20 protein-coding genes and 1 tRNA gene are annotated in these 17,444 nt (G+C 68.9%); 13 read left to right on the top strand and 8 right to left on the bottom strand.

Annotation, left to right across the window (positions count from 1 at the left end; translation table 11 throughout):
* Positions 1 to 44: 44 nt before the first annotated feature.
* From ACIBEJ_RS17720 to ACIBEJ_RS17700, 5 genes are all read right to left on the bottom strand, one after another.
* Entirely contained in the window at positions 45 to 932 is an 888-nt protein-coding gene (locus ACIBEJ_RS17720; protein ID WP_397183793.1) for a carbohydrate ABC transporter permease, read from the bottom strand.
* Positions 933 to 1,853, bottom strand: a complete 921-nt coding sequence (locus ACIBEJ_RS17715) for a carbohydrate ABC transporter permease (protein WP_397183792.1) — start codon at positions 1,851 to 1,853, stop codon at positions 933 to 935.
* 70 nt (positions 1,854 to 1,923) lie between these two features.
* The gene (locus ACIBEJ_RS17710; protein ID WP_397183791.1) at positions 1,924 to 3,198 is read right to left on the bottom strand and encodes an extracellular solute-binding protein; all 1,275 of its coding nucleotides are present in this window, start codon (positions 3,196 to 3,198) and stop codon (positions 1,924 to 1,926) included.
* 205 nt (positions 3,199 to 3,403) lie between these two features.
* Positions 3,404 to 5,266 carry an acyl-CoA dehydrogenase family protein gene (locus ACIBEJ_RS17705; protein WP_397183790.1) on the bottom strand — a complete coding sequence of 621 codons (1,863 nt, stop codon included), beginning with the start codon at positions 5,264 to 5,266 and terminating at the stop codon, positions 3,404 to 3,406.
* A gap of 53 nt (positions 5,267 to 5,319) precedes the next feature.
* Positions 5,320 to 5,700, bottom strand: a complete 381-nt coding sequence (locus ACIBEJ_RS17700) for a VOC family protein (protein ID WP_397183789.1) — start codon at positions 5,698 to 5,700, stop codon at positions 5,320 to 5,322.
* A gap of 65 nt (positions 5,701 to 5,765) precedes the next feature.
* Here ACIBEJ_RS17700 and ACIBEJ_RS17695 point away from each other — a divergent pair, with 65 nt between their 5' ends.
* The gene (locus ACIBEJ_RS17695; RefSeq protein ID WP_397183788.1) at positions 5,766 to 6,317 is read left to right on the top strand and encodes an isochorismatase family protein; all 552 of its coding nucleotides are present in this window, start codon (positions 5,766 to 5,768) and stop codon (positions 6,315 to 6,317) included.
* On the opposite strand, the gene ACIBEJ_RS17690 is transcribed toward ACIBEJ_RS17695, so the two are convergent.
* On the bottom strand, positions 6,318 to 7,055 hold the full coding sequence (locus tag ACIBEJ_RS17690; protein WP_397183787.1) for a class I SAM-dependent methyltransferase: 738 nt from the start codon (positions 7,053 to 7,055) through the stop codon (positions 6,318 to 6,320).
* Positions 7,056 to 7,168: 113 nt separating this feature from the next.
* On the opposite strand from ACIBEJ_RS17690, the gene ACIBEJ_RS17685 reads away from it, so the two are divergent.
* Positions 7,169 to 7,708, top strand: a complete 540-nt coding sequence (locus ACIBEJ_RS17685; RefSeq protein WP_397183786.1) for an RNA polymerase sigma factor — start codon at positions 7,169 to 7,171, stop codon at positions 7,706 to 7,708.
* Positions 7,695 to 8,477 carry a hypothetical protein gene (locus tag ACIBEJ_RS17680; RefSeq protein WP_397183785.1) on the top strand — a complete coding sequence of 261 codons (783 nt, stop codon included), beginning with the start codon at positions 7,695 to 7,697 and terminating at the stop codon, positions 8,475 to 8,477. The genes ACIBEJ_RS17685 and ACIBEJ_RS17680 overlap by 14 nt, the downstream gene beginning before the upstream one ends.
* 6 nt (positions 8,478 to 8,483) lie before the next feature.
* On the opposite strand, the gene ACIBEJ_RS17675 is transcribed toward ACIBEJ_RS17680, so the two are convergent.
* Positions 8,484 to 9,509: an adenosine deaminase gene (locus ACIBEJ_RS17675; RefSeq protein WP_397183784.1), complete on the bottom strand. Its 1,026-nt coding sequence runs from the start codon at positions 9,507 to 9,509 to the stop codon at positions 8,484 to 8,486.
* A 67-nt stretch (positions 9,510 to 9,576) separates the two neighbouring features.
* Between ACIBEJ_RS17675 and ACIBEJ_RS17670 the strand changes: the two genes are divergently transcribed.
* The 4 genes from ACIBEJ_RS17670 to ACIBEJ_RS17655 are packed head-to-tail and all read left to right on the top strand — an operon-like array spanning position 9,577 to position 12,043.
* Positions 9,577 to 10,071, top strand: coding sequence for a SigE family RNA polymerase sigma factor (locus ACIBEJ_RS17670; RefSeq protein ID WP_397183783.1), 495 nt, complete (start codon positions 9,577 to 9,579; stop codon positions 10,069 to 10,071).
* Complete coding sequence (locus ACIBEJ_RS17665; RefSeq protein WP_397183782.1) at positions 10,068 to 10,973, top strand: PASTA domain-containing protein; 906 nt, start codon at positions 10,068 to 10,070, stop codon at positions 10,971 to 10,973. Before ACIBEJ_RS17670 ends, ACIBEJ_RS17665 begins: the two co-directional genes overlap by 4 nt.
* A 30-nt stretch (positions 10,974 to 11,003) precedes the next feature.
* Positions 11,004 to 11,540: a hypothetical protein gene (locus ACIBEJ_RS17660; RefSeq protein ID WP_397183781.1), complete on the top strand. Its 537-nt coding sequence runs from the start codon at positions 11,004 to 11,006 to the stop codon at positions 11,538 to 11,540.
* A 23-nt stretch (positions 11,541 to 11,563) separates the two neighbouring features.
* The gene (locus ACIBEJ_RS17655; protein WP_397183780.1) at positions 11,564 to 12,043 is read left to right on the top strand and encodes a hypothetical protein; all 480 of its coding nucleotides are present in this window, start codon (positions 11,564 to 11,566) and stop codon (positions 12,041 to 12,043) included.
* A gap of 328 nt (positions 12,044 to 12,371) precedes the next feature.
* Here ACIBEJ_RS17655 and ACIBEJ_RS17650 read toward each other — a convergent pair whose 3' ends face one another.
* The gene (locus ACIBEJ_RS17650) at positions 12,372 to 13,574 is read right to left on the bottom strand and encodes a pyridoxal phosphate-dependent aminotransferase (protein ID WP_397183779.1); all 1,203 of its coding nucleotides are present in this window, start codon (positions 13,572 to 13,574) and stop codon (positions 12,372 to 12,374) included.
* 171 nt (positions 13,575 to 13,745) lie between these two features.
* On the opposite strand from ACIBEJ_RS17650, the gene ACIBEJ_RS17645 reads away from it, so the two are divergent.
* The 6 genes from ACIBEJ_RS17645 (at position 13,746) to ACIBEJ_RS17620 (ending at position 17,290) form a co-directional block, all read left to right on the top strand.
* Positions 13,746 to 13,818, top strand: a tRNA-Trp gene (locus ACIBEJ_RS17645).
* Positions 13,819 to 13,892: 74 nt separating this feature from the next.
* Positions 13,893 to 14,138, top strand: coding sequence for a preprotein translocase subunit SecE (gene secE, locus ACIBEJ_RS17640; RefSeq protein ID WP_397183778.1), 246 nt, complete (start codon positions 13,893 to 13,895; stop codon positions 14,136 to 14,138).
* Between the two features lie 42 nt (positions 14,139 to 14,180).
* Positions 14,181 to 14,978: a transcription termination/antitermination protein NusG gene (nusG, locus tag ACIBEJ_RS17635; protein WP_397183777.1), complete on the top strand. Its 798-nt coding sequence runs from the start codon at positions 14,181 to 14,183 to the stop codon at positions 14,976 to 14,978.
* Between the two features lie 109 nt (positions 14,979 to 15,087).
* Positions 15,088 to 15,519: a 50S ribosomal protein L11 gene (rplK, locus tag ACIBEJ_RS17630; RefSeq protein ID WP_397183776.1), complete on the top strand. Its 432-nt coding sequence runs from the start codon at positions 15,088 to 15,090 to the stop codon at positions 15,517 to 15,519.
* Positions 15,520 to 15,583: 64 nt separating this feature from the next.
* Positions 15,584 to 16,303, top strand: a complete 720-nt coding sequence (gene rplA / locus ACIBEJ_RS17625) for a 50S ribosomal protein L1 (protein ID WP_397183775.1) — start codon at positions 15,584 to 15,586, stop codon at positions 16,301 to 16,303.
* A 570-nt stretch (positions 16,304 to 16,873) separates the two neighbouring features.
* A complete protein-coding gene (locus ACIBEJ_RS17620; protein WP_397183774.1) occupies positions 16,874 to 17,290 on the top strand; it encodes a DUF2690 domain-containing protein in 417 nt (138 codons plus the stop codon).
* The last annotated feature ends 154 nt before the right edge of the window (positions 17,291 to 17,444 follow it).

Below are 17,444 nucleotides of genomic sequence, written 5' to 3'. Positions count from 1 at the left end.
CGGCCGAGGGGCGGGCGGGAGGAGGTCGCCCGCTGCGGGTTGGCCTACTTGATCGAGCCGGCGGTGAGCCCGCCGACCACCTTCCGCTCGATGAGCGCGAACAGGATGATCACCGGGATCGTGGCGATCACCGAGCCGGCGAACAGGCCCTGCCAGTCCACGGAGTACTGGCCCATGTAGGAGTGCAGCGCCACCGGCAGCGGCTGGTTCTCCGGGCTCGTGGTCAGGGTCAGCGCGACGACGAACTCGTTCCACGCCGCGATGAACGTGAAGATCAGCGCGGTGATCACGCCCGGCATGGCCAGGGGGAGCGTGATGCGGAACAGGGCGCCCATCCGCCCGTTGCCGTCGATGAAGGCCGCCTCCTCCAGCTCGCGGGGGATGCTGGAGAAGTAGGCGTTGAGGATCCAGACCGCGAAGGCCAGGTTGAAGCCGCCGTTGACCAGGATCAGCGACCACACCGAGTCCACCAGCCCGAACTGGAAGAACTCCCGGTAGATGCCCACGACCATCGAGGTCGGCTGGAACATCTGCGTGACCAGCACCAGGATCAGGAAGAACGTGCGGCCCCTGAAGTTGTGCCGGGCGGTGTAGTACGCGGCGGGCAGCGCCACAACGAGCACCAGCAGCGTCGAGCCGATCGCCACCTGCAGCGAGACCAGCAGGTTGTCGGCCAGCCCGCCCCGCCAGAAGCCGCCGATCGCCGACAGGTCCCAGGTGTCGGGGAACCACTGCGCCGTGCGCAGCTCGGTCTGCGGCCGCAGCGCGATCAGCACCATGACCAGGTACGGGAAGAGGAAGACGAACCCGATCAGATAGGCGAGACCGGCGATCAGCGTGGTCTTGAGCCGCGGCATCGTCCGCGGGCGGCGCGGGCGCACGTGGGGACGCGGCCGCCGGCTCAGCGGAGCGGGAGCGGTCTGCGTGCTCACCTACGCCACCTCCTTGTTCCATCGCGAGACCCGCAGGAAGATGATGGTCAGCACGATGACCATGCCGAAGTTCACCACCGACATCGCCGCCGAGGCCCCGATGTCGGAGCCCTTCAGGATGTACATGAAGATCGTGGACGTCGCGGTGTCGTAGCCCGGCTGGCCCTTCGTCATCGCCCAGATGATCGGGAAGCTGTTGAAGACGTTCATGACGTTGATCAGCGCCGCGACGGTCAGCGCCGGTCGCAGCAGCGGAAGCGTGATCGACCAGTAGGTGCGCAAGCGCGACGCGCCGTCCATCCTGGCCGCCTCGTAGATGTCGGCCGGGATCGTGGCCAGGCCCGCCAGCAGCGCGTACGTCGTGAACGGCACCGACACGAACACCGCCACGAAGACCAGCCAGGGCATCGCGGTGGAGGCCTGGCCGAGCTGGTCGGCGGAGGTGCCGCCCATCGCGCCCAGCAGCCCGATCGAGCTCGGCTCGATGCCGAAGGCGTCGTTGAGGAAGACGCCCAGGTCACGCCGGATCAGGTTGATGACACCGACCTCGGGGTCGAGCATCCACTTGAACACGATCGCGGTCATCAGCACCGACGCCGCCCACGGCGCGATCAGCGCCCAGCGGGCCACCTTGCGGCCGGGGAACCTCTGGTTGAACAACTGCGCCAGCAGCAGGGAGATCAGCACGGTGAGCGCGACGACCGCGACCACCCAGATCACGCTGCGGACCATGATGTCCGCGAAGTCCTTCGAGTTGAAGACCTTCGTGTAGTTGTCGGGGAAGTTGACCTCCCGGACCACACCGAACCGGCTGATCTGCAGGAACGACGACCGGATCATCTCGATCACCGGCCAGATGACCACCGCGGCGATCAGGACGACCGCGGGCCCGACCCAGGCGAGCGGCTCCAGCTTCTTCATGCGAACCCTTTCGTGGAGGTACGGCAGGCGCCCGGCACCGAGCCGCCTGCCGTACGCATCCCTGGACCGATCAGCCGGCCTCGGCGACCTTCTGGAGCTCACCGAGGGTCTTGGCCGGGTCCTTCACCGCACCGCCCATGGTCTGCTTGATCTGGGTGTTCAGCTCAGACCACTTGGGGTCCTGGAAGGGGTAGAAGCTGGCGTTGGGCAGGCCGTCGAGGAACGGCTTGAGCTTCTCGTCGCCCGAGAGCTTCTGGATGCCGCCGTTGGTGACGGGCAGCAGCTTGTAGAGGTCCACGATCTTCTCGGCCGCGGGGCCGGTGTAGAAGAAGTCGAAGAACTTCTTGATCTCTTCGGGGTGCTTGTTCTGGTTGAACGCCATGATCCAGTCCATGACGCCCAGGGTGGTGTCGAGCGGGCCGGTCTTGCCGGGGATCGCGACGACGCCGTACTTGTCCTTCACGGCGCCCTTGTCGAAGATCGGGATGGACATGGGGCCGCCGTTGGCCATGCCGACCTTGCCCGCGGCGAAGTCCTCCCAAACCGTCTTGCGGTCCTTGGTGCCCGGGTTCGGGCTGGTCAGGCCGGCGTCGACGAGGCCCTTGACGTAGGTGAAGGTCTCGACGTTGGCGGGGGAGTTGATCGCCCACTTGCCCGCGGCGTCCTTGTAGCCGCCGCCGTTGCCGAGCATCCACAGGAACGCCTCGGCCTGCGCCTCCTCCTGGCCCAGGGGCAGGCCGAAGGGCTGGCTGACGCCGGACTTCTTCAGCTTCTCGGCCGCGGCCTTGAGCTCGTCCCAGGTCTTGGGCGGCTCGGCGACGCCGGCCTTCTCGAACAGCTCCTTGTTGTAGAACAGGGCGCGGGCGGAGGAGACGAACGGCAGGCCGTACGCGGCGCCGTCCACCTTGCCGAACTCGGCGAACTTGGCCAGCAGGTCCTGCTGGACGTTCGGGGAGACGATCTCCTCGACCTTGTGCAGCAGGCCGTCCTTGACGAAGCCGGAGTAGTCGCCGGTCTGCAGGATGTCGGGCGCCTGGCCGTTCTGGACCATCGTCGCGACCTGCTTGTCGATGTCGTTCCAGTTGATGACCGTGACCTGGACCTTGATGTTCGGGTTGGCCTTCTCGAACTCGCCGACGACCTCCTTCCAGAAGTTGTCGCCGGAGTTGGCCGCGCCGGGGCCGTCGCCGTAGTCGGCCGCCACCATCTTCAGCGTGACCTGGCCGGCCGCCGCGGACTTCTCGCCCTCCGCCGGCGTGCCCGAGCCGCCGGAGCCGCCACAGCTGGACAGGACCAGCATGGTGGCCAGGCCGAGAGCGGCGCCGCCCACAAGCTTGATGTTCACCGTAGATACCGCCTTCTCGTCGGACGGGTCACGCTGGTCCGTACCAGCCCCGGACCCAGCCCACAGGGTTTGGGGATGTGTGAGCCACAGCTCACCGCGTTTGCGTCAGAGTAAGCCTCTGTTCAGCAGCCGGTCTATACCGGTGGGTATCGGTTTGAAAACATCCAAACGCACAAACTGGGATAACCGGTCTAGACCGGGTGTGTCAGGGGATCTTTCTCCGCACGTTCTCCCCGCCCTCCGGGGCGCCGATCCACGGGCCCTCGATCGAGGGGTCGAGGATGCCCTCCTCCAGGAAGTCGTAGCGGCCGCCGAGGACGTAGCGCGCCAGCCGTACCTCTTGGGCGTCGTTGTTGTCCCAGAGGGTGGAGAACAGCGTCTGGACGCGGCGGCTGGCCTGCAGGCAGAACGTGTCGGCCAGCTCCTGCGGGCGCCGGCCCAGGTCGGCGGCGTCCTCTCTGGCCTTCACGCAGGTGGCGGTCATCGCGAACAGCTCGGCGCCGATGTCCACGATCCGGCCGAGGAAGACCTGCTTGTGCTCCAGGCGTCCCTGCCAGCGGGACATGCCGTAGAAGAGCGAGCGCGCCAGCTTCCTGCTGGTCCGCTCGACGTAGCGTAGGTGGCGGGCGAGCGGCCCGAAGTCCGGGTACGAGGCCGGCAGCGAGCCGGAGCCCGCCACCAGGGTCGGCAGCCACTTGGCGTAGAAGGCCGTCGCCCGGCGCAGCGCCTGGGCCCGCTCGTGGCGGGAGGCGTCCGGGTTGATCAGCTCGCCGGCGGCGCTCAGGTGGGCGTCGACCGCCTCGCGGGTGATCAGCAGCTTCATGATCTCCGAGGAGCCCTCGAAGATCCGGTTGATCCGGGAGTCGCGCAGCATCTGCTCGGCGGGTACGCCCCGCTCGCCCCTGGCCGCCAGCGACTCGGCGGTCTCGTAGCCGCGTCCGCCCCTGATCTGGACCAGTTCGTCCAGGGCGGTGTAGGACATCTCGGTGGCGTACAGCTTGGCCAGCGCCGCCTCGATCCTGATGTCGGTGGCGGCGGAGTCGGCCATGCGGGCGGTCAGGTCGCTGACGGCCTCCAGCGCGTACGCTGTGGCCGCGATGAACGCGATCTTCGTGGCCACGGCCTCGTGCTCGCCGACGCTGCGCCCCCACTGCACGCGCGCCGAGGCCCACTCGCGGGCGATCTTCACCGCCCACTTGGCGTTGCCCGCGCAGGTGGCCGGCAGCGACAGCCGTCCGGTGTTGAGTGTGGTCAGCGCGATCTTCAGCCCTTCGCCCTCGCGCCCGATCAGGTTGGCCGCGGGCACCCGGACGCCGGTGAACGTCGTGACCCCGTTCTCGATCCCGCGCAGCCCCATGAAGGTGTTGCGCCGCTGGACGGTGATGCCCGGCGAGTCGCCCTCGACCACGAAGGCGCTGATCTTCTTCCCGGTCCGCGCCATCACCACGAGCAGGTCGGCGACGACGCCGTTCGTGGTCCAGAGCTTGGTCCCGTCGAGGACGTACGCGTCGCCGTCCCTGGTGGCGGTGGTGGCGAGGCGGGCAGGATCCGACCCCACATCCGGCTCAGTCAGCAGAAACGCCGATATTTCCCCCTTAGCGCAGCGAGGGAGGAATTTCTGCTTCTGCTCCTCGGTCCCGAAGAGCTTCAGCGGCTGCGGCACCCCGATCGACTGGTGCGCCGACAGCAACGTGGCCAGCGCCGGGCAGTACGAACCGACCAGCATGAGCGCCCGGCAGTAGTAGAGGTACGGCAGGCCGAGCCCGCCGTAGTCCTCGGCGATCGTGATCCCGAAGGCCCCGAGCTCCCTGAACCCGTTGACCACCTCGTCGGGAACCACGCCCGTCCGCTCGATGGCCGCCGGATCCACCCGCGTGTCCAGGAATCTCCGGACGGCCCTGACGAAGTCCTCCCCCCGCTTGGCGTCGTCCTCGGGCAGCGCCTGGACCGGATAGACCAGATCCAGCCGGAAATCCCCGAGGAAAAGCTGCTTCGCGAAGCTGGGCCGGGTCCACTCCGTCTCACGGGCCTGCTCGCCGAGCTCTCGTGCCTTGGCATAGTCGCTCATCTGCGCCCTCCCGCCGACGTTACGCCCCCTTCGCGCATGCCGGAAGGCGCGGCCTAGTAGGTGGAGACCTCGATGAGGTTGCCGTCGGGGTCGCGGAAGTAGACGGACGTCATCTCGCCCAGCGCGCCGTCCCGAAGCACCGGCCCCACCTCGACCGCCACGCCGCAGGCGCCGAGATGCGCCACGACCTCGTCGATCGGCACGGCGCTGACCAGGCACAGGTCCGCCGATCCCGGCGTCGGCCGGGCGGCCTTGGGATCGATCTCGTCGCCCGCCTGGTGCAGGTTGATCTTGTGCGGACCGAAGCGCAGCGCCCGCCGGCCCTCGCCGAAGACGACCGGCTCCATGCCCAGGACGCCGCTGTAGAACGACACGGTCCTGTCGAGGTCGGCGACGGTCAGGACCAGGTGATCGAGACGCTCGATGCGGATCATCCGGCCACTGTAGTTGTCGGTCCCGCCCGGTACGGTGTGGCTTCTCGGCTCACCAGGAGGGGACCATGACCACTCTCGACAACCGGCCCAACACCGCGCTGCTGGTCATCGACGTGCAGAACGGCGTCGTCGCCGCCGCGCACGAGCGTGACACGGTCGTCGCCAACATCGTGGACCTCGTCGACAAGGCCCGCCGCGAGCAGGTGCCGGTCGTGTGGGTGCAGCACTCCGACGAGGACCTGCCGCTGCGCAGCGACGGCTGGCAGATCGTGCCGGAGCTCGCCCCCGACCCAGCCGAGCCGCTCGTGCACAAGCTCTACCTCGACTCCTTCGAGGACACCGACCTGGAGAGCGTGCTGTCGGGCCTGGGCGTAGGCCATCTGGTCGTGGCAGGCGCGCAGACCGACGCGTGCATCCGCTCCACCCTCCACGGCGCCATCGTCCGAGGCTACGACGCCACGCTGGTCAGCGACGCCCACACCACGGAGGACCAGACCGCCTGGGGCGCTCCCACGCCGGGCCAGGTCATCGCCCACACCAACCTCTACTGGCGCTACCACGCCGCCCCGGGCCGCAAGGGCGGCACCGTGGAGACCAAGGACGTGGCCTTCGGCTGATCAGGCCTGGGGGACCCGGGCCACGCAGAAGACCGTCTGACCGAACGGGGGCCGGATGAAGCGCTCGATGAACCGGGTCGTCGGCACCACCGTGCGGTCGTAGATCTTGACCAGCCGGGGGTCCGGGTATCCCACGCCGCCCCTGCGCACCGCTGCCCACCAGGCGATGCCGCCCAGGAAGTTGATCGGCTTGCACACGTCGATGTCCAGCCCGGCGCGCATGACCGTCTGGGTCAGCGTCTTGGGCGTGTAGCGCTGGACGTGGCCGACCTTGCGGTCGAAGTCCCCGTAGAGCTGCATGTAGCCGGGCACCCAGATGATGATCCGGCCGCCGGGCGCCGTGACCTTGGCCAGCGAGCGCAGGGCCTCGGCGTCCTCCTCGATGTGCTCAAGGACGTTCATGAGGACGACGGTGTCGACCTGCCCCTCCATCGGGACCGGGTCGGGCAGCGCGAAGTGCAGGACCTCGATGTCGGGGTTCTCGGCGAAACGCTTGTTGAGCTGGTCGCAGCAGTAGGGGTCGAAGTCGCTGACCACCAGGCGGTCCAGCCGCGGCAGGAACTGCTCGGCGAAGTGACCCAGCCCCGAGCCGATCTCCAGCATCGAGCGGCCGACGTGCGGTGCGACCATGTCGAACTCGTACTGCCGGTAGTTCTTGGCCTCGTCGCCACCGAGGTGGTTCTCCAGGGCCTCGTCACCGGCCGCCGGTTGTACTACACGGTCATACCCAGAAGACATGAGTCCTTGTTTCCTTCAAGGGGCTACGGATCTGCCAGAGTCTAGTGCCCGGCCAACGATGAGGCTCACCTCTTCCGCTGCGGGGCCGCGATGCGGTGGAATCTGTCTCGTCCATGGACGACAACGAGGCGATCACCCGCGCGCTGTCCGGCGACCTGTCCGCCTACGAGGCGCTGGTCGCCCGATACAGCACGCTCGCGCACCGCACCGCGGCCATGCTGGGCGCCGGTGACGAGGCCGAGGACGTGGTCCAGGAGGCGTTCGTCAAGGCGTACCGGCACCTGGCCTCCTTCCGCCGCGACGCGCCCTTCCGGCCGTGGCTGCTGCGCATCGTCGCCAACGAGACGCACAACCTCACCCGCTCGCGCGGCCGCCGTACCGAGCTGACGTTGCGGGCGAGCATGAGCGCCGCCGCCGCCGCCCCCGACGACCCCGAGGGTACGGCTGTCGCCGCCGACCGCAGGGCACGGCTGCTGGAAGCGGTGCGGCGGCTGCCTGATCGGGAACGTCAGGCCGTGGTCTGCCGGTACTTCTTACAACTGTCCGAAGCGGAGACCGCACAGGTGCTCGACTGGCCGTTGGGCACCGTCAAGTCCAGCACCCACCGTGGGCTGGCCCGGTTGAGGGAGGAGGTGGGCCGTGACCTCGCATGAGCCGTTCGACGATCTGGAAGCCGAACTCACCGCGCTCGGCGATGCCGTCGACGTGCCCGCGCCGCCTCCCTCCGAGGTGGCGGCAGCCGTACGCGCCCGCCTGGAAGCCTCCGACACCCCCACACCCACACCTCGGAGGCGGGGTGGGATCTTCAGGAGGCCGCGGGGGCGGGACGATGTGGCGCGGAAGCCGCTGAAGCGGCGGTGGGTGGTTACGGCGGTCGTGGTCGCGGTCGTGGTGGCGATCACCGCCGCCACGCCGCAGGGCAGGGCGGCGGTCGCGCACATCCTGCGGCTGGCCGGGATCGAGCTGCGCATCGGCGACGCCCCACCGGCGCCCGTGACGCCCACGCCGCTGCCCGGCGAGCGCACGGTCTCCCAGGACCAGCTCTCCGGCCTGGTGAAGTTCGAGGTCAACCGGCCAGGCGTCCTGGGCGAGCCCGACGAGGTGCGGATCAGCGACAAGGGCCGCGTGGTGTCGATGTTCTGGGACGGCGTCAGGCTCGACCAGTTCGACGGCGGCTTCAGCCCGGTCTTCCTCAAGGAGATGGGCGAGCCCTGGCCCGACAACGTCCGGCTCCGGTACGGCGAGGCGTGGTGGATCACCGGCACCCACCGGCTCAGCTACCTCCGGCGCGGCGACGACACCCCGCTCCCGCTGCGCCTGGCCGAGGAGACCCTGCTGTGGGAGCGCAGCGGCATCGGGTTCCGGCTCGAAGGCGTCAAGGACAGGGCAAGAGCCGCGGAGATCGCGAACTCGCTGCGCTGACGGCACTCACTGCGCCGACGGCGTCGCCAGCCAGTCGTCCACGCCCTTCAGCATCTCCTTGGCCACCGACTCCGGCGCCGCCGACGACCTGATCGACTGCCTGGCCACCTCGGCGATCTCGGCGTCGCGGAAGCCGTACACCTCGCGCAGCAGCTCGTACTGGCGCAGCAGGCGCGCCCCGAACAGCAGCGGGTCGTCGGCGCCCAGCGCGATCGGCACCCCCGCCTCGAACAGCCGCCGCACCGGCACGTCGGCCGCGCGCTCTGCCACCCCGAGGCCGACGTTGGAGGTCGGGCAGACCTCGCAGCAGATCTGCCGGTCGGCCAGGCGTTCCATGAGCCGCTCGGACTCGGCCGCGCGCACGCCGTGGCCGACCCGGTCGGCGTTGAGGTCGTGGACGCACTGCTCGATGCTGCGCGGCCCGAGCAGCTCGCCGCCGTGGGGCAGCGAGAGCAGGCCGGCGCGCTTGGCGATGCGGAAGGCGCGCTCGAACTCCCTGGCCTCGCCGCGCCGCTCGTCGTTGGACAGGCCGAAGCCGACGACCCCGCGGTCGACGTACTGCACGGCCAGCCTGGCCAGCGTGTTGGCGTCGAGCGGGTGGCGGGTCCTGTTGGCCGCGACGATCACCGCGACGCCGATCCCGGCGTGGCCGGCGGCGCGCGCGGCCGCGTCGAGCATCAGCTCCAGCGTCGCGGTCAGCCCGCCGAAGCGCTGCTGGAAGCCGGACGGGTCGACCTGGATCTCCAGCCAGCGCGACCCCTCGGCGGCCTCGTCCTCGGCGGCCTCGCGCAGCAGCCGGTAGACGTGCTCGGGCGTGGCCAGCACGGACCTGGCGATGTCGTAGAGCCGCTGGAAGCGGAACCAGCCCCGCTCGTCGGTCGCGCGCAGCCGCGGCGGCCAGTCCTCCTCCAGCGCGTCCGGCAGGTGCAGCCCCTGCGACCTGGCCAGCTCGATCAGCGTCGAGTGGCGCATCGAGCCGGTGAAGTGCAGGTGCAGATGGGCCTTGGGGAGCGTGTGGAGCGGGCGGTGCATCTCCTTATTCTTCCACTCAACTTCCCGGCGGGTTCGCGTGTTGTGGAAGGCGAAAGGGGACCCGCTGATGACCGATGAAGACGAGGCGGCCTTCGACGAGTTCGTCGCCGCCAGAAGCACCTCGCTGCTGCGGACCGCGGTACTGGTCTGCGGAGCGTCGGCGCACGACGCCGAGGACCTGGTCCAGGGCGCGCTGGAGAAGGTCTACCGGCACTGGCCGAGGATCCGCCGCGACAACCCCGAGGCGTACGCGCGCAAGGTCGTCGTGAACGCCGCCATCAACAAGGCCAGGCGCCGCAGGGTGCTGCAGGAGATCACCTTCGCCCGGCCGCCGGAGACCCCGGCCGGCTCACCCGACGTGGACCTGCGCGACAGCCTCATCGAGGAACTGCGCAGGCTGCCGCCCAGGATGCGGGCCGTCCTGGTGCTCCGCTACTGGGAGGACCAGTCGGAGAGCGCCACCGCGGCGCTGCTGGGCTGCTCGCTCGGCACCGTGAAGAGCCAGGCGGCCAGAGGACTGGCCAAGATCCGCGAGAGCGTCAAGGAAGGAGTGTTCCGATGAACGCCGATCTCATCGAGGAAGAGCTCAGGGAGGCCATGGCCAGGCACGTCGCGGACGTGCACGCGCCGCCGACGATGGGACGCTCCGTGCGCCGCGCGCGCCGCCGCCACGTCGTCAGATTCCGTACGGCGGGGGCCGCCCTGCTCACCGCGGCGGTGGCGGTGACGGTGCCCGTGGTCCTCACCTCCGGCGAACCCAAGCCCGTCAGGGGCAACGAGACCGCCACGGCCGTGGTCGTCACCAAGGTGACCGTGCCCGACGTGAACGGCCTCAAGCTGGACCAGGCTGTGCGGACGCTGAAGGCCGCGGGGCTGAAGGTCGACGACGTGTCCGAGGTGCCGCATCTCGTCATCCGGCAGGACCCTCCCGCGGGCCAGGAGGTCGATCCCGGGACCAAGGTGACCCTCTTCGCGGCGCAACAGGATCTGGGCGACCTCGGCGACGGCCGCAGGTTCGGCGGCATCGAGGTGACCTACCTGCCCGACGGCCTGGCCTGGGGCAAGTGGTCGGGCAAGAACGGCTTCGGCAAGACCTCCTACACGACCTCCTTCGACGAGCCCAACAAGGACGGCTCCTACTCCATCCAGGTCGTCGTCTTCGCGGGCGAGGCCGCCTCGTTCGTCACCAACCGGCTGGCGGAGTTCCCCGGCCAGGGAGCGGAGACGGTCGAGATCAAGGGCGAGAAGGCGTACCTGGCCAACGTCTCGGAGGGGGGCGAGGTGGCCAAGGCTGGGGCGTACACCGAGCCGGAGGGCGGCACCCACACCATCGGCTGGAAGCTGCGCGACGGCCTCGCGGTCGAGGTCATGATGAGCCCGTTCCGGGCCGAGAAGATCGGCAAGGACGCGATCAAAGACGAACTGGTCAGGGTCGCGGAGGGAATTCGCCCGACCTCCGAGTAGGGAACGCCGGAAACCGGGGATCTACCGGGTATGCGTTCGGGGCAGTGGTGGCGTGCCGCGTTCTCGGTCCTGGCACTGGTGTCGTCGGTGGTCGCCCTGTCTCTGGTCTTCTCCACAGATTTCGGACACGAACCCCGTCCCGCGCCGCCGCCTCCCGCCCCGGCGATCGTCGAGCCGACGACGATCGCCGTGGTCTCCGACGACTTCTGGCTCACCCACCTTCCCGACGGACTCGAAAGAACCGGCGGCGGGGTGATCGCCCAGGAAGAGGGCGTGGAGGGCGGTTGGGCCCGCTTCCAAAGCGGCGAAGCGACGGTCGAGGCGCAGGTCGAACACGGTACTGTCGCTGCTGACTGGGAGACCTATCGCGAGCGGGCCGATCTCGGCCGTGCCCGCGAGACCACCGTGCGCGGCAGGCCCGCCGCGGTCGGCGCCCATCCGGAAGGCGGCAGGATGATCGTCTGGCTGGAGCGCGTCGGCACGGGGGCGTGGATCCGGGTCAGCGAGTCGCTGGCCAGGGAACTGCTCGCCATCGCGGCCTCGGTGAAGGCTCCCGTCGGCGACTAGGGACCTTTTCCGGAAGGGGGACGATGCGGCGGTTGGCAGCGGTGGCGCTCGTGCTCGCCCTGGGCGGGTGCGGCACCGCCGTACCGGAGAGCCGGGTCGTCCCCAGCCCCAGCGCCGAGCCCGTGCGGGCGACGGTGCTCGGGTGCGGTGAGCAGCGGATCACCTACACCGTGCCCGCGGGGCTCAAGCGCGGCGACGCGATCACCCGCATCCCCGGGCTGCCCGGCCGGTACGAGGCCAAGGGCGTCGCGTTCGGCAGCGCGGACGACACCCTGTGGATCGGGGTGGTGTGCGGGGTGAACTCGGCCCAGCGGTTCGTCACGCTGGTCGGCTCCGCGCGGCTGACCACCTACGAGGGGTTGCCGGCGTTGCGCTGGAACACGCGGGGGAGTGTGCGGCACTTCATGTGGCTGGAGCGGCCGGGGCTGGCGGTGTACGTCGCGGCCACCCCCGACCTGGCTGACCAGATCGCCACGGTCGCCGCCACCATCGCCTCCGAGTAACCTCACCGCCCCTGCCGTCTCCAGATCGCTCTTGATCGCCCCCGGCCCCCCTCCGGCAGCCCCCTTGAGCCGCCGAGGCCGCCGTTTGGATCGCCGAGGTCCCCGCTTCCGCGGCCGCTGCTTTCGAGGGCCCCGCTTGGTTGCCCCCGGTCGCTGAGGCCGCCGCGTGGTTGCCCCGGGTCACCGGGGCTGCCTCTTGGCACCCCCGGTTGCCCCCTCTCACCTCTGGTCGCGCCTCGTTGTTCTGGTGGGTGGCGTGACCTTGGTGGCTTTTGTGGGTTTTGTGGCCCGCCTCGGTTGTTCCGGTGGCGGGCCTGAAAGCCGTGGGTCAGTGGGCCTCGGACAGAAGCTTGGCGATCCTGCCCACGCCCTCGGCGAGGTCCTGGTCGCCCAGCGCGTAGGAAAGGCGGAAGTAGCCCGGGGTGCCGAACGCCTCGCCGGGCACCACCGCGACCTCGGCCTCCTCAAGGATCAGCTCGGCCAGTTCCGCGGAGGTCTGGGGGCGGCGGCCGCGGATCTCCTTGCCCAGCACGCCCTTGACCGACGGGTAGGCGTAGAACGCGCCCTTCGGCTCGGGGCAGAACACGCCCGGGATGTCGTTGAGCATGCGCACCATCGTCTGGCGGCGCCGGTCGAACGCCTCGCGCATCTCGGCCACGGCCGACAGGTCGCCCTTCACCGCGGCCAGCGCGGCGACCTGGGCCACGTTGGAGACGTTGGAGGTGGCGTGCGACTGGAGGTTCGTCGCGGCCTTGACGATGTCCTTGGGGCCGATCATCCAGCCCACACGCCAGCCGGTCATCGCGTACGTCTTGGCCACGCCGTTGAGGATGACGACCTGGTCGGCGGGGACGTAGTGGGCGATGCTGGTGAACTCGGCGCCGCCGTACACAAGATGCTCATAGATCTCGTCGGTGACCACCCACAGGCCGTGCTCGCTCGCCCAGCGCCCGATGGCCTCGACCTCCGCGCGGCTGTAGACCGCGCCGGTCGGGTTGGACGGCGAGACGAACAACAGCACCTTCGTACGCTCGGTGCGGGCCGCCTCAAGCTGCTCCACCGAGGCCAGGTAGCCGGTGGACTCGTCGGTCACCACGTCGACCTGGACACCGCCGGCCAGCTTGATCGCCTCGGGGTAGGTGGTCCAGTACGGGGCGACGACCAGGACCTCGTCACCCGGGTCGAGCAGGGTCGCGAACGCCTGGTAGACGGCCTGCTTGCCGCCGTTGGTCACCAGGACCTGAGCGGCCTCGACCTGGAAACCCGAGTCGCGCGCCGTCTTCTCCGCGATGGCCTGCTTGAGCTCGGGCAGCCCGCCGGCCGGGGTGTACTTGTGGTTCTTGGGGTCGCGCGCGGCCTCGACGGCCGCCTCGACGATGTAGCCGGGCGTGGAGAAGTCGGGCTCGCCGGCGCCGAAGCCGATGACCGGGCGGCCCGCGGCCTTCATCGCCTTGGCCTTGGCGTCGACGGCGAGGGTGGCGGACTCGGAGATCGCGGAAATTCGCGTGGACACGCGGGGTCGGGTGGACATGCCTCCATGCTCCCACGTTGCCGTTTCTTGGGGGCCTTGACCTGCGCGATCAGATTCGGTTCGACGTAGCGGGGTATTCCCCCGTAGACTCTAGCCTGGTCCTGCCGCCGCATGTCGAGCCGCGGTTGGGTCCGGGCAGTGAGCTGACCGGGGTAGTCTGGTTGGCGACATAGGGCACTAGCGCAATTGGTAGCGCACCGGTCTCCAAAACCGGCGGTTGGGGGTTCGAGTCCCTCGTGCCCTGCGAGTGCGGTCCGCGCAGCTTGGGCGTGAAAGCGCGCCGCAACTGCGTTGGACACGACGGATCAGGTGAGGACTGTGGCGATCGACACGCGCGGCGAGACCGCAGGCAAGCCTAGTGGCGAGAAGAAGACCCGCACATCTCCTGCCCTTTTCTACCGGCAGGTGGTCAACGAGCTGCGTAAGGTCATCTGGCCGACACGCAAGGATCTCATCACCTACACCACGGTCGTTCTGATATTCGTTCTGATCATGGTTGCGATCGTTTACGGCCTTGACGCCGCCCTGGGCTGGGGCGTCATCCGCGTCTTCGGCGGGGAATGACCCTTCGCCGCCACGCGATTCGACGAAAGAGGAAATGTCACCGTGTCCGAGTCTTCATTCCCGGCCGACGAGCCCCGCGAAGAGTGGGACGCTGAGCCGGAAGAGGCCGCTGACGAGGCTGCAGAGCCCGCCGACGACGAGGTCGTCGACGAGGCTCCGGCTGCCGTCGACGAGGTCGATGAGGCCGAGGACGAGGCTGACGACGCCGACGAGGCCGACGGCGAGGACGCCGACGAGGACGTTCCGGACGTCGATCCGGTCGAGGAGTTCAAGCAGTCGCTGCGTGGCCAGCTCGGCGAGTGGTACGTCATCCACTCCTACGCTGGCTACGAGAACCGGGTGAAGTCCAACATCGAGAGCCGCAACGTGTCGCTCAACATGGAGGACTACATCTTCCAGGTCGAGGTGCCCACGCACACCGTCCAGGAGTTCAAGAGCGGCAAGAAGGTCCCGGTCAAGGAGCGCGTGCTGCCCGGCTACGTCCTGGTGCGCATGGAGCTGACCGACGAGTCCTGGGCCGCCGTGCGTAACACGCCCGGTGTGACCGGCTTCGTCGGCCTGTCCAACAAGCCCTCCCCGCTCAGCCTCGACGAGGTCGCCAAGCTGCTGGCCCCGGAGCCGAGCGAAGAGGCCAAGCAGACCAAGACCAAGGCGGCCGCCGGCCCCACGGTCGAGTTCGAGATCGGCGAGTCGGTCACCGTCATGGACGGCCCGTTCGCCACCCTGCCCGCCTCGGTGAGCGAGATCAGCCCCGAGTCGCAGAAGCTCAAGGTGCTGGTCTCGATCTTCGGCCGCGAGACCCCGGTCGAGCTGTCGTTTAACCAGGTCTCCAAGATCTGACATACACTGAGTCGTTCGGCTGGCCGTCTCTCGCGAAGGGCGGCCTTCCGACATGTTCGGCCAGGTACCCGGCCGAACACATCACCTATCAGGACCCGGAGTAGGAAAAATGCCTCCGAAGAAGAAGATCGCGGCCCTGGTCAAGGTCCAGCTCCCCGCTGGCCAGGCCACCCCGGCCCCGCCCGTCGGTACCGCCCTCGGTCCCCACGGCGTCAACATCATGGACTTCGTCAAGCAGTACAACGCTGCGACGGAGGCTCAGCGGGGCAACATCATCCCCGTTGAGATCACCATCTTCGAAGACCGCAGCTTCACCTTCATCACGAAGACGCCCCCGGCGCCCGAGCTGATCAAGAAGGCTCTCGGCCTCGACAAGGGCAGCGCGGTCCCGCACAAGGAGAAGGTCGGCAAGCTCAGCCGCGAGCAGCTCCGCAGCATCGCCGAGACCAAGATGCCGGACCTCAACGCCAACGACATCGAGGCAGCGGAGAAGATCATCGCCGGCACCGCCCGGTCGATGGGCATCACCGTCGCCGAGTAACTTCCCGACCGCCGTGGAAGGGCCGCGCTGGCCCGTACCACAGACTCCACCACAGGAGATTCCCATGCAGCGCAGCAAGGCGCACAAGGACGCGGCCGCCAAGGTCGACCGCGACAAGCTCTACTCCCCGGCCGAAGCCGCCAAGCTGGCCAAGGAGACCACCACCACCAAGTTCGACGCGACCGTCGAGGTCGCGCTCCGGCTGGGCGTCGACCCTCGCAAGGCCGACCAGATCGTGCGCGGCACGGTCAACCTCCCGCACGGCACCGGTAAGACCGCCCGGGTCCTGGTCTTCGCGACCGGTGACCGTGCCGAGGCAGCCCGCGAGGCCGGAGCCGACATCGTCGGCGCCGACGAGCTCATCGACGAGATCTCCAAGGGCAACCGCCTCAACGAGTTCGACGCCGTCGTGGCCACCCCCGACCTGATGGGCAAGGTCGGCCGCCTGGGCCGCGTGCTCGGTCCCCGTGGCCTCATGCCCAACCCGAAGACCGGCACCGTGACGCCCGACGTCGCCAAGGCCGTGACGGACATCAAGGGCGGCAAGATCGAGTTCCGCACCGACCGGCAGGCGAACCTGCACTTCATCATCGGCAAGACGTCGTTCCCCGAGCGCCAGCTCATCGAGAACTACGCCGCCGCGCTGGACGAGGTGCTCCGTCTCAAGCCGTCGGCCGCCAAGGGCCGTTACGTGAAGAAGGTCACCTTCTCCACCACCATGGGCCCCGGCGTCCCGGTCGACCCCAACGCCACCCGCGGGCTCACCGCGGAGCTGGACGGCTAGCCGTACCGGCTGCAACAGCACAAGGCCCGGGCCCTAAAGGCTCGGGCCTTCGCTGTTTCGTGGGGGCGCTTCGCGCTGGGCGGCTCCGGGCTGTGTCCGATCGGGGGGCAGAGCCCCCCGCGCCCCCACCCAAAAGCGTGGTCCTCGCTCCGCTCGGGCAGCCCATTTCCGGGGGCAAGCCCAGGTCTGGCAGGCGCCTACACGGCGATGGTGTCGCCCTGTGTGTCTGCGGATTTGTGAAGTAGTGAGCCGTGGGTGTGGAGGCGGCCGGGTAGGTATCGCCCGCTTGCATCCGTGGAGTCGTGAAGCGTGGCTTCAACGGTGAACCCGGGTCAGGCGCGCTCGGAGGTGACCAGCGGGCTCCGGCTGCCTGTAGCCATGGTGACTGCCGCTCGTCTGTGTGGCGGTAGCGGTGTGGACTGTGGTTGAAAGGGTGCGCGACCGCATGGCGCCGGGGGCGAATACCAATTGGCCGTTCACTCGGTAGCGCCCACCTGTGGGTTCTTGGGGCAAGATCGCTGTTGCTCTATGCTCCTGATCGACAACGCTTAGTGATCTTCTGGGGGAGTCATGCGCGTCAGGAACATCGGCACCGGCCTCGTCGTCGCGGCCCTGCTCTCCGGGCCCCACCCTGCGGCAGCGGCCACAGCGGCGCCGCCGCCCTGCACCGGCGCGGGATGCTTCAACAAGGACCCCGTCACCACCGGCTGCGACAAGGACGGCAGGCCGATCGCGGAGGTCTGGTTCCGCGACCGGCTGCTGCAGGGCTACTACAGCCCCTCCTGCAAGGCGAAGTGGGCCACGGTGATCGGTGCGCCGCTGAACCGCAGGATCTACGTCAGGAACAACAACGGCTCGCCGCTGTTCGAGAACATGGTCCACCATGTCGCGTGGACGAAGATGGTCGACGGCACGCGTCCGACGGAAGCCTGCTTCGAGAACTCCTCGGTCTGCGCCAGGCCGACGGTGGGCCAGGCCCTCTTCTGACGACAGTTGCCTTGGGGGAGTAGTTCGGAGGCGGACGTGCTGAGCGCGATCATCTCCCGGCTACGGCAACCGACCGGAGAGGTGCCCATCGTCCCCCAAGGCGGTCACGAACCCCACAAGATCACTGACGAGTGGCGCGATTGGTAACACCGCA

The organism is Nonomuraea sp. NPDC050790 (genome assembly GCF_044456745.1).
In the GTDB taxonomy this organism is placed as follows: Bacteria; Actinomycetota; Actinomycetes; order Streptosporangiales; family Streptosporangiaceae; genus Nonomuraea.
This window is presented reverse-complemented; position numbering and strand designations above follow the sequence as displayed.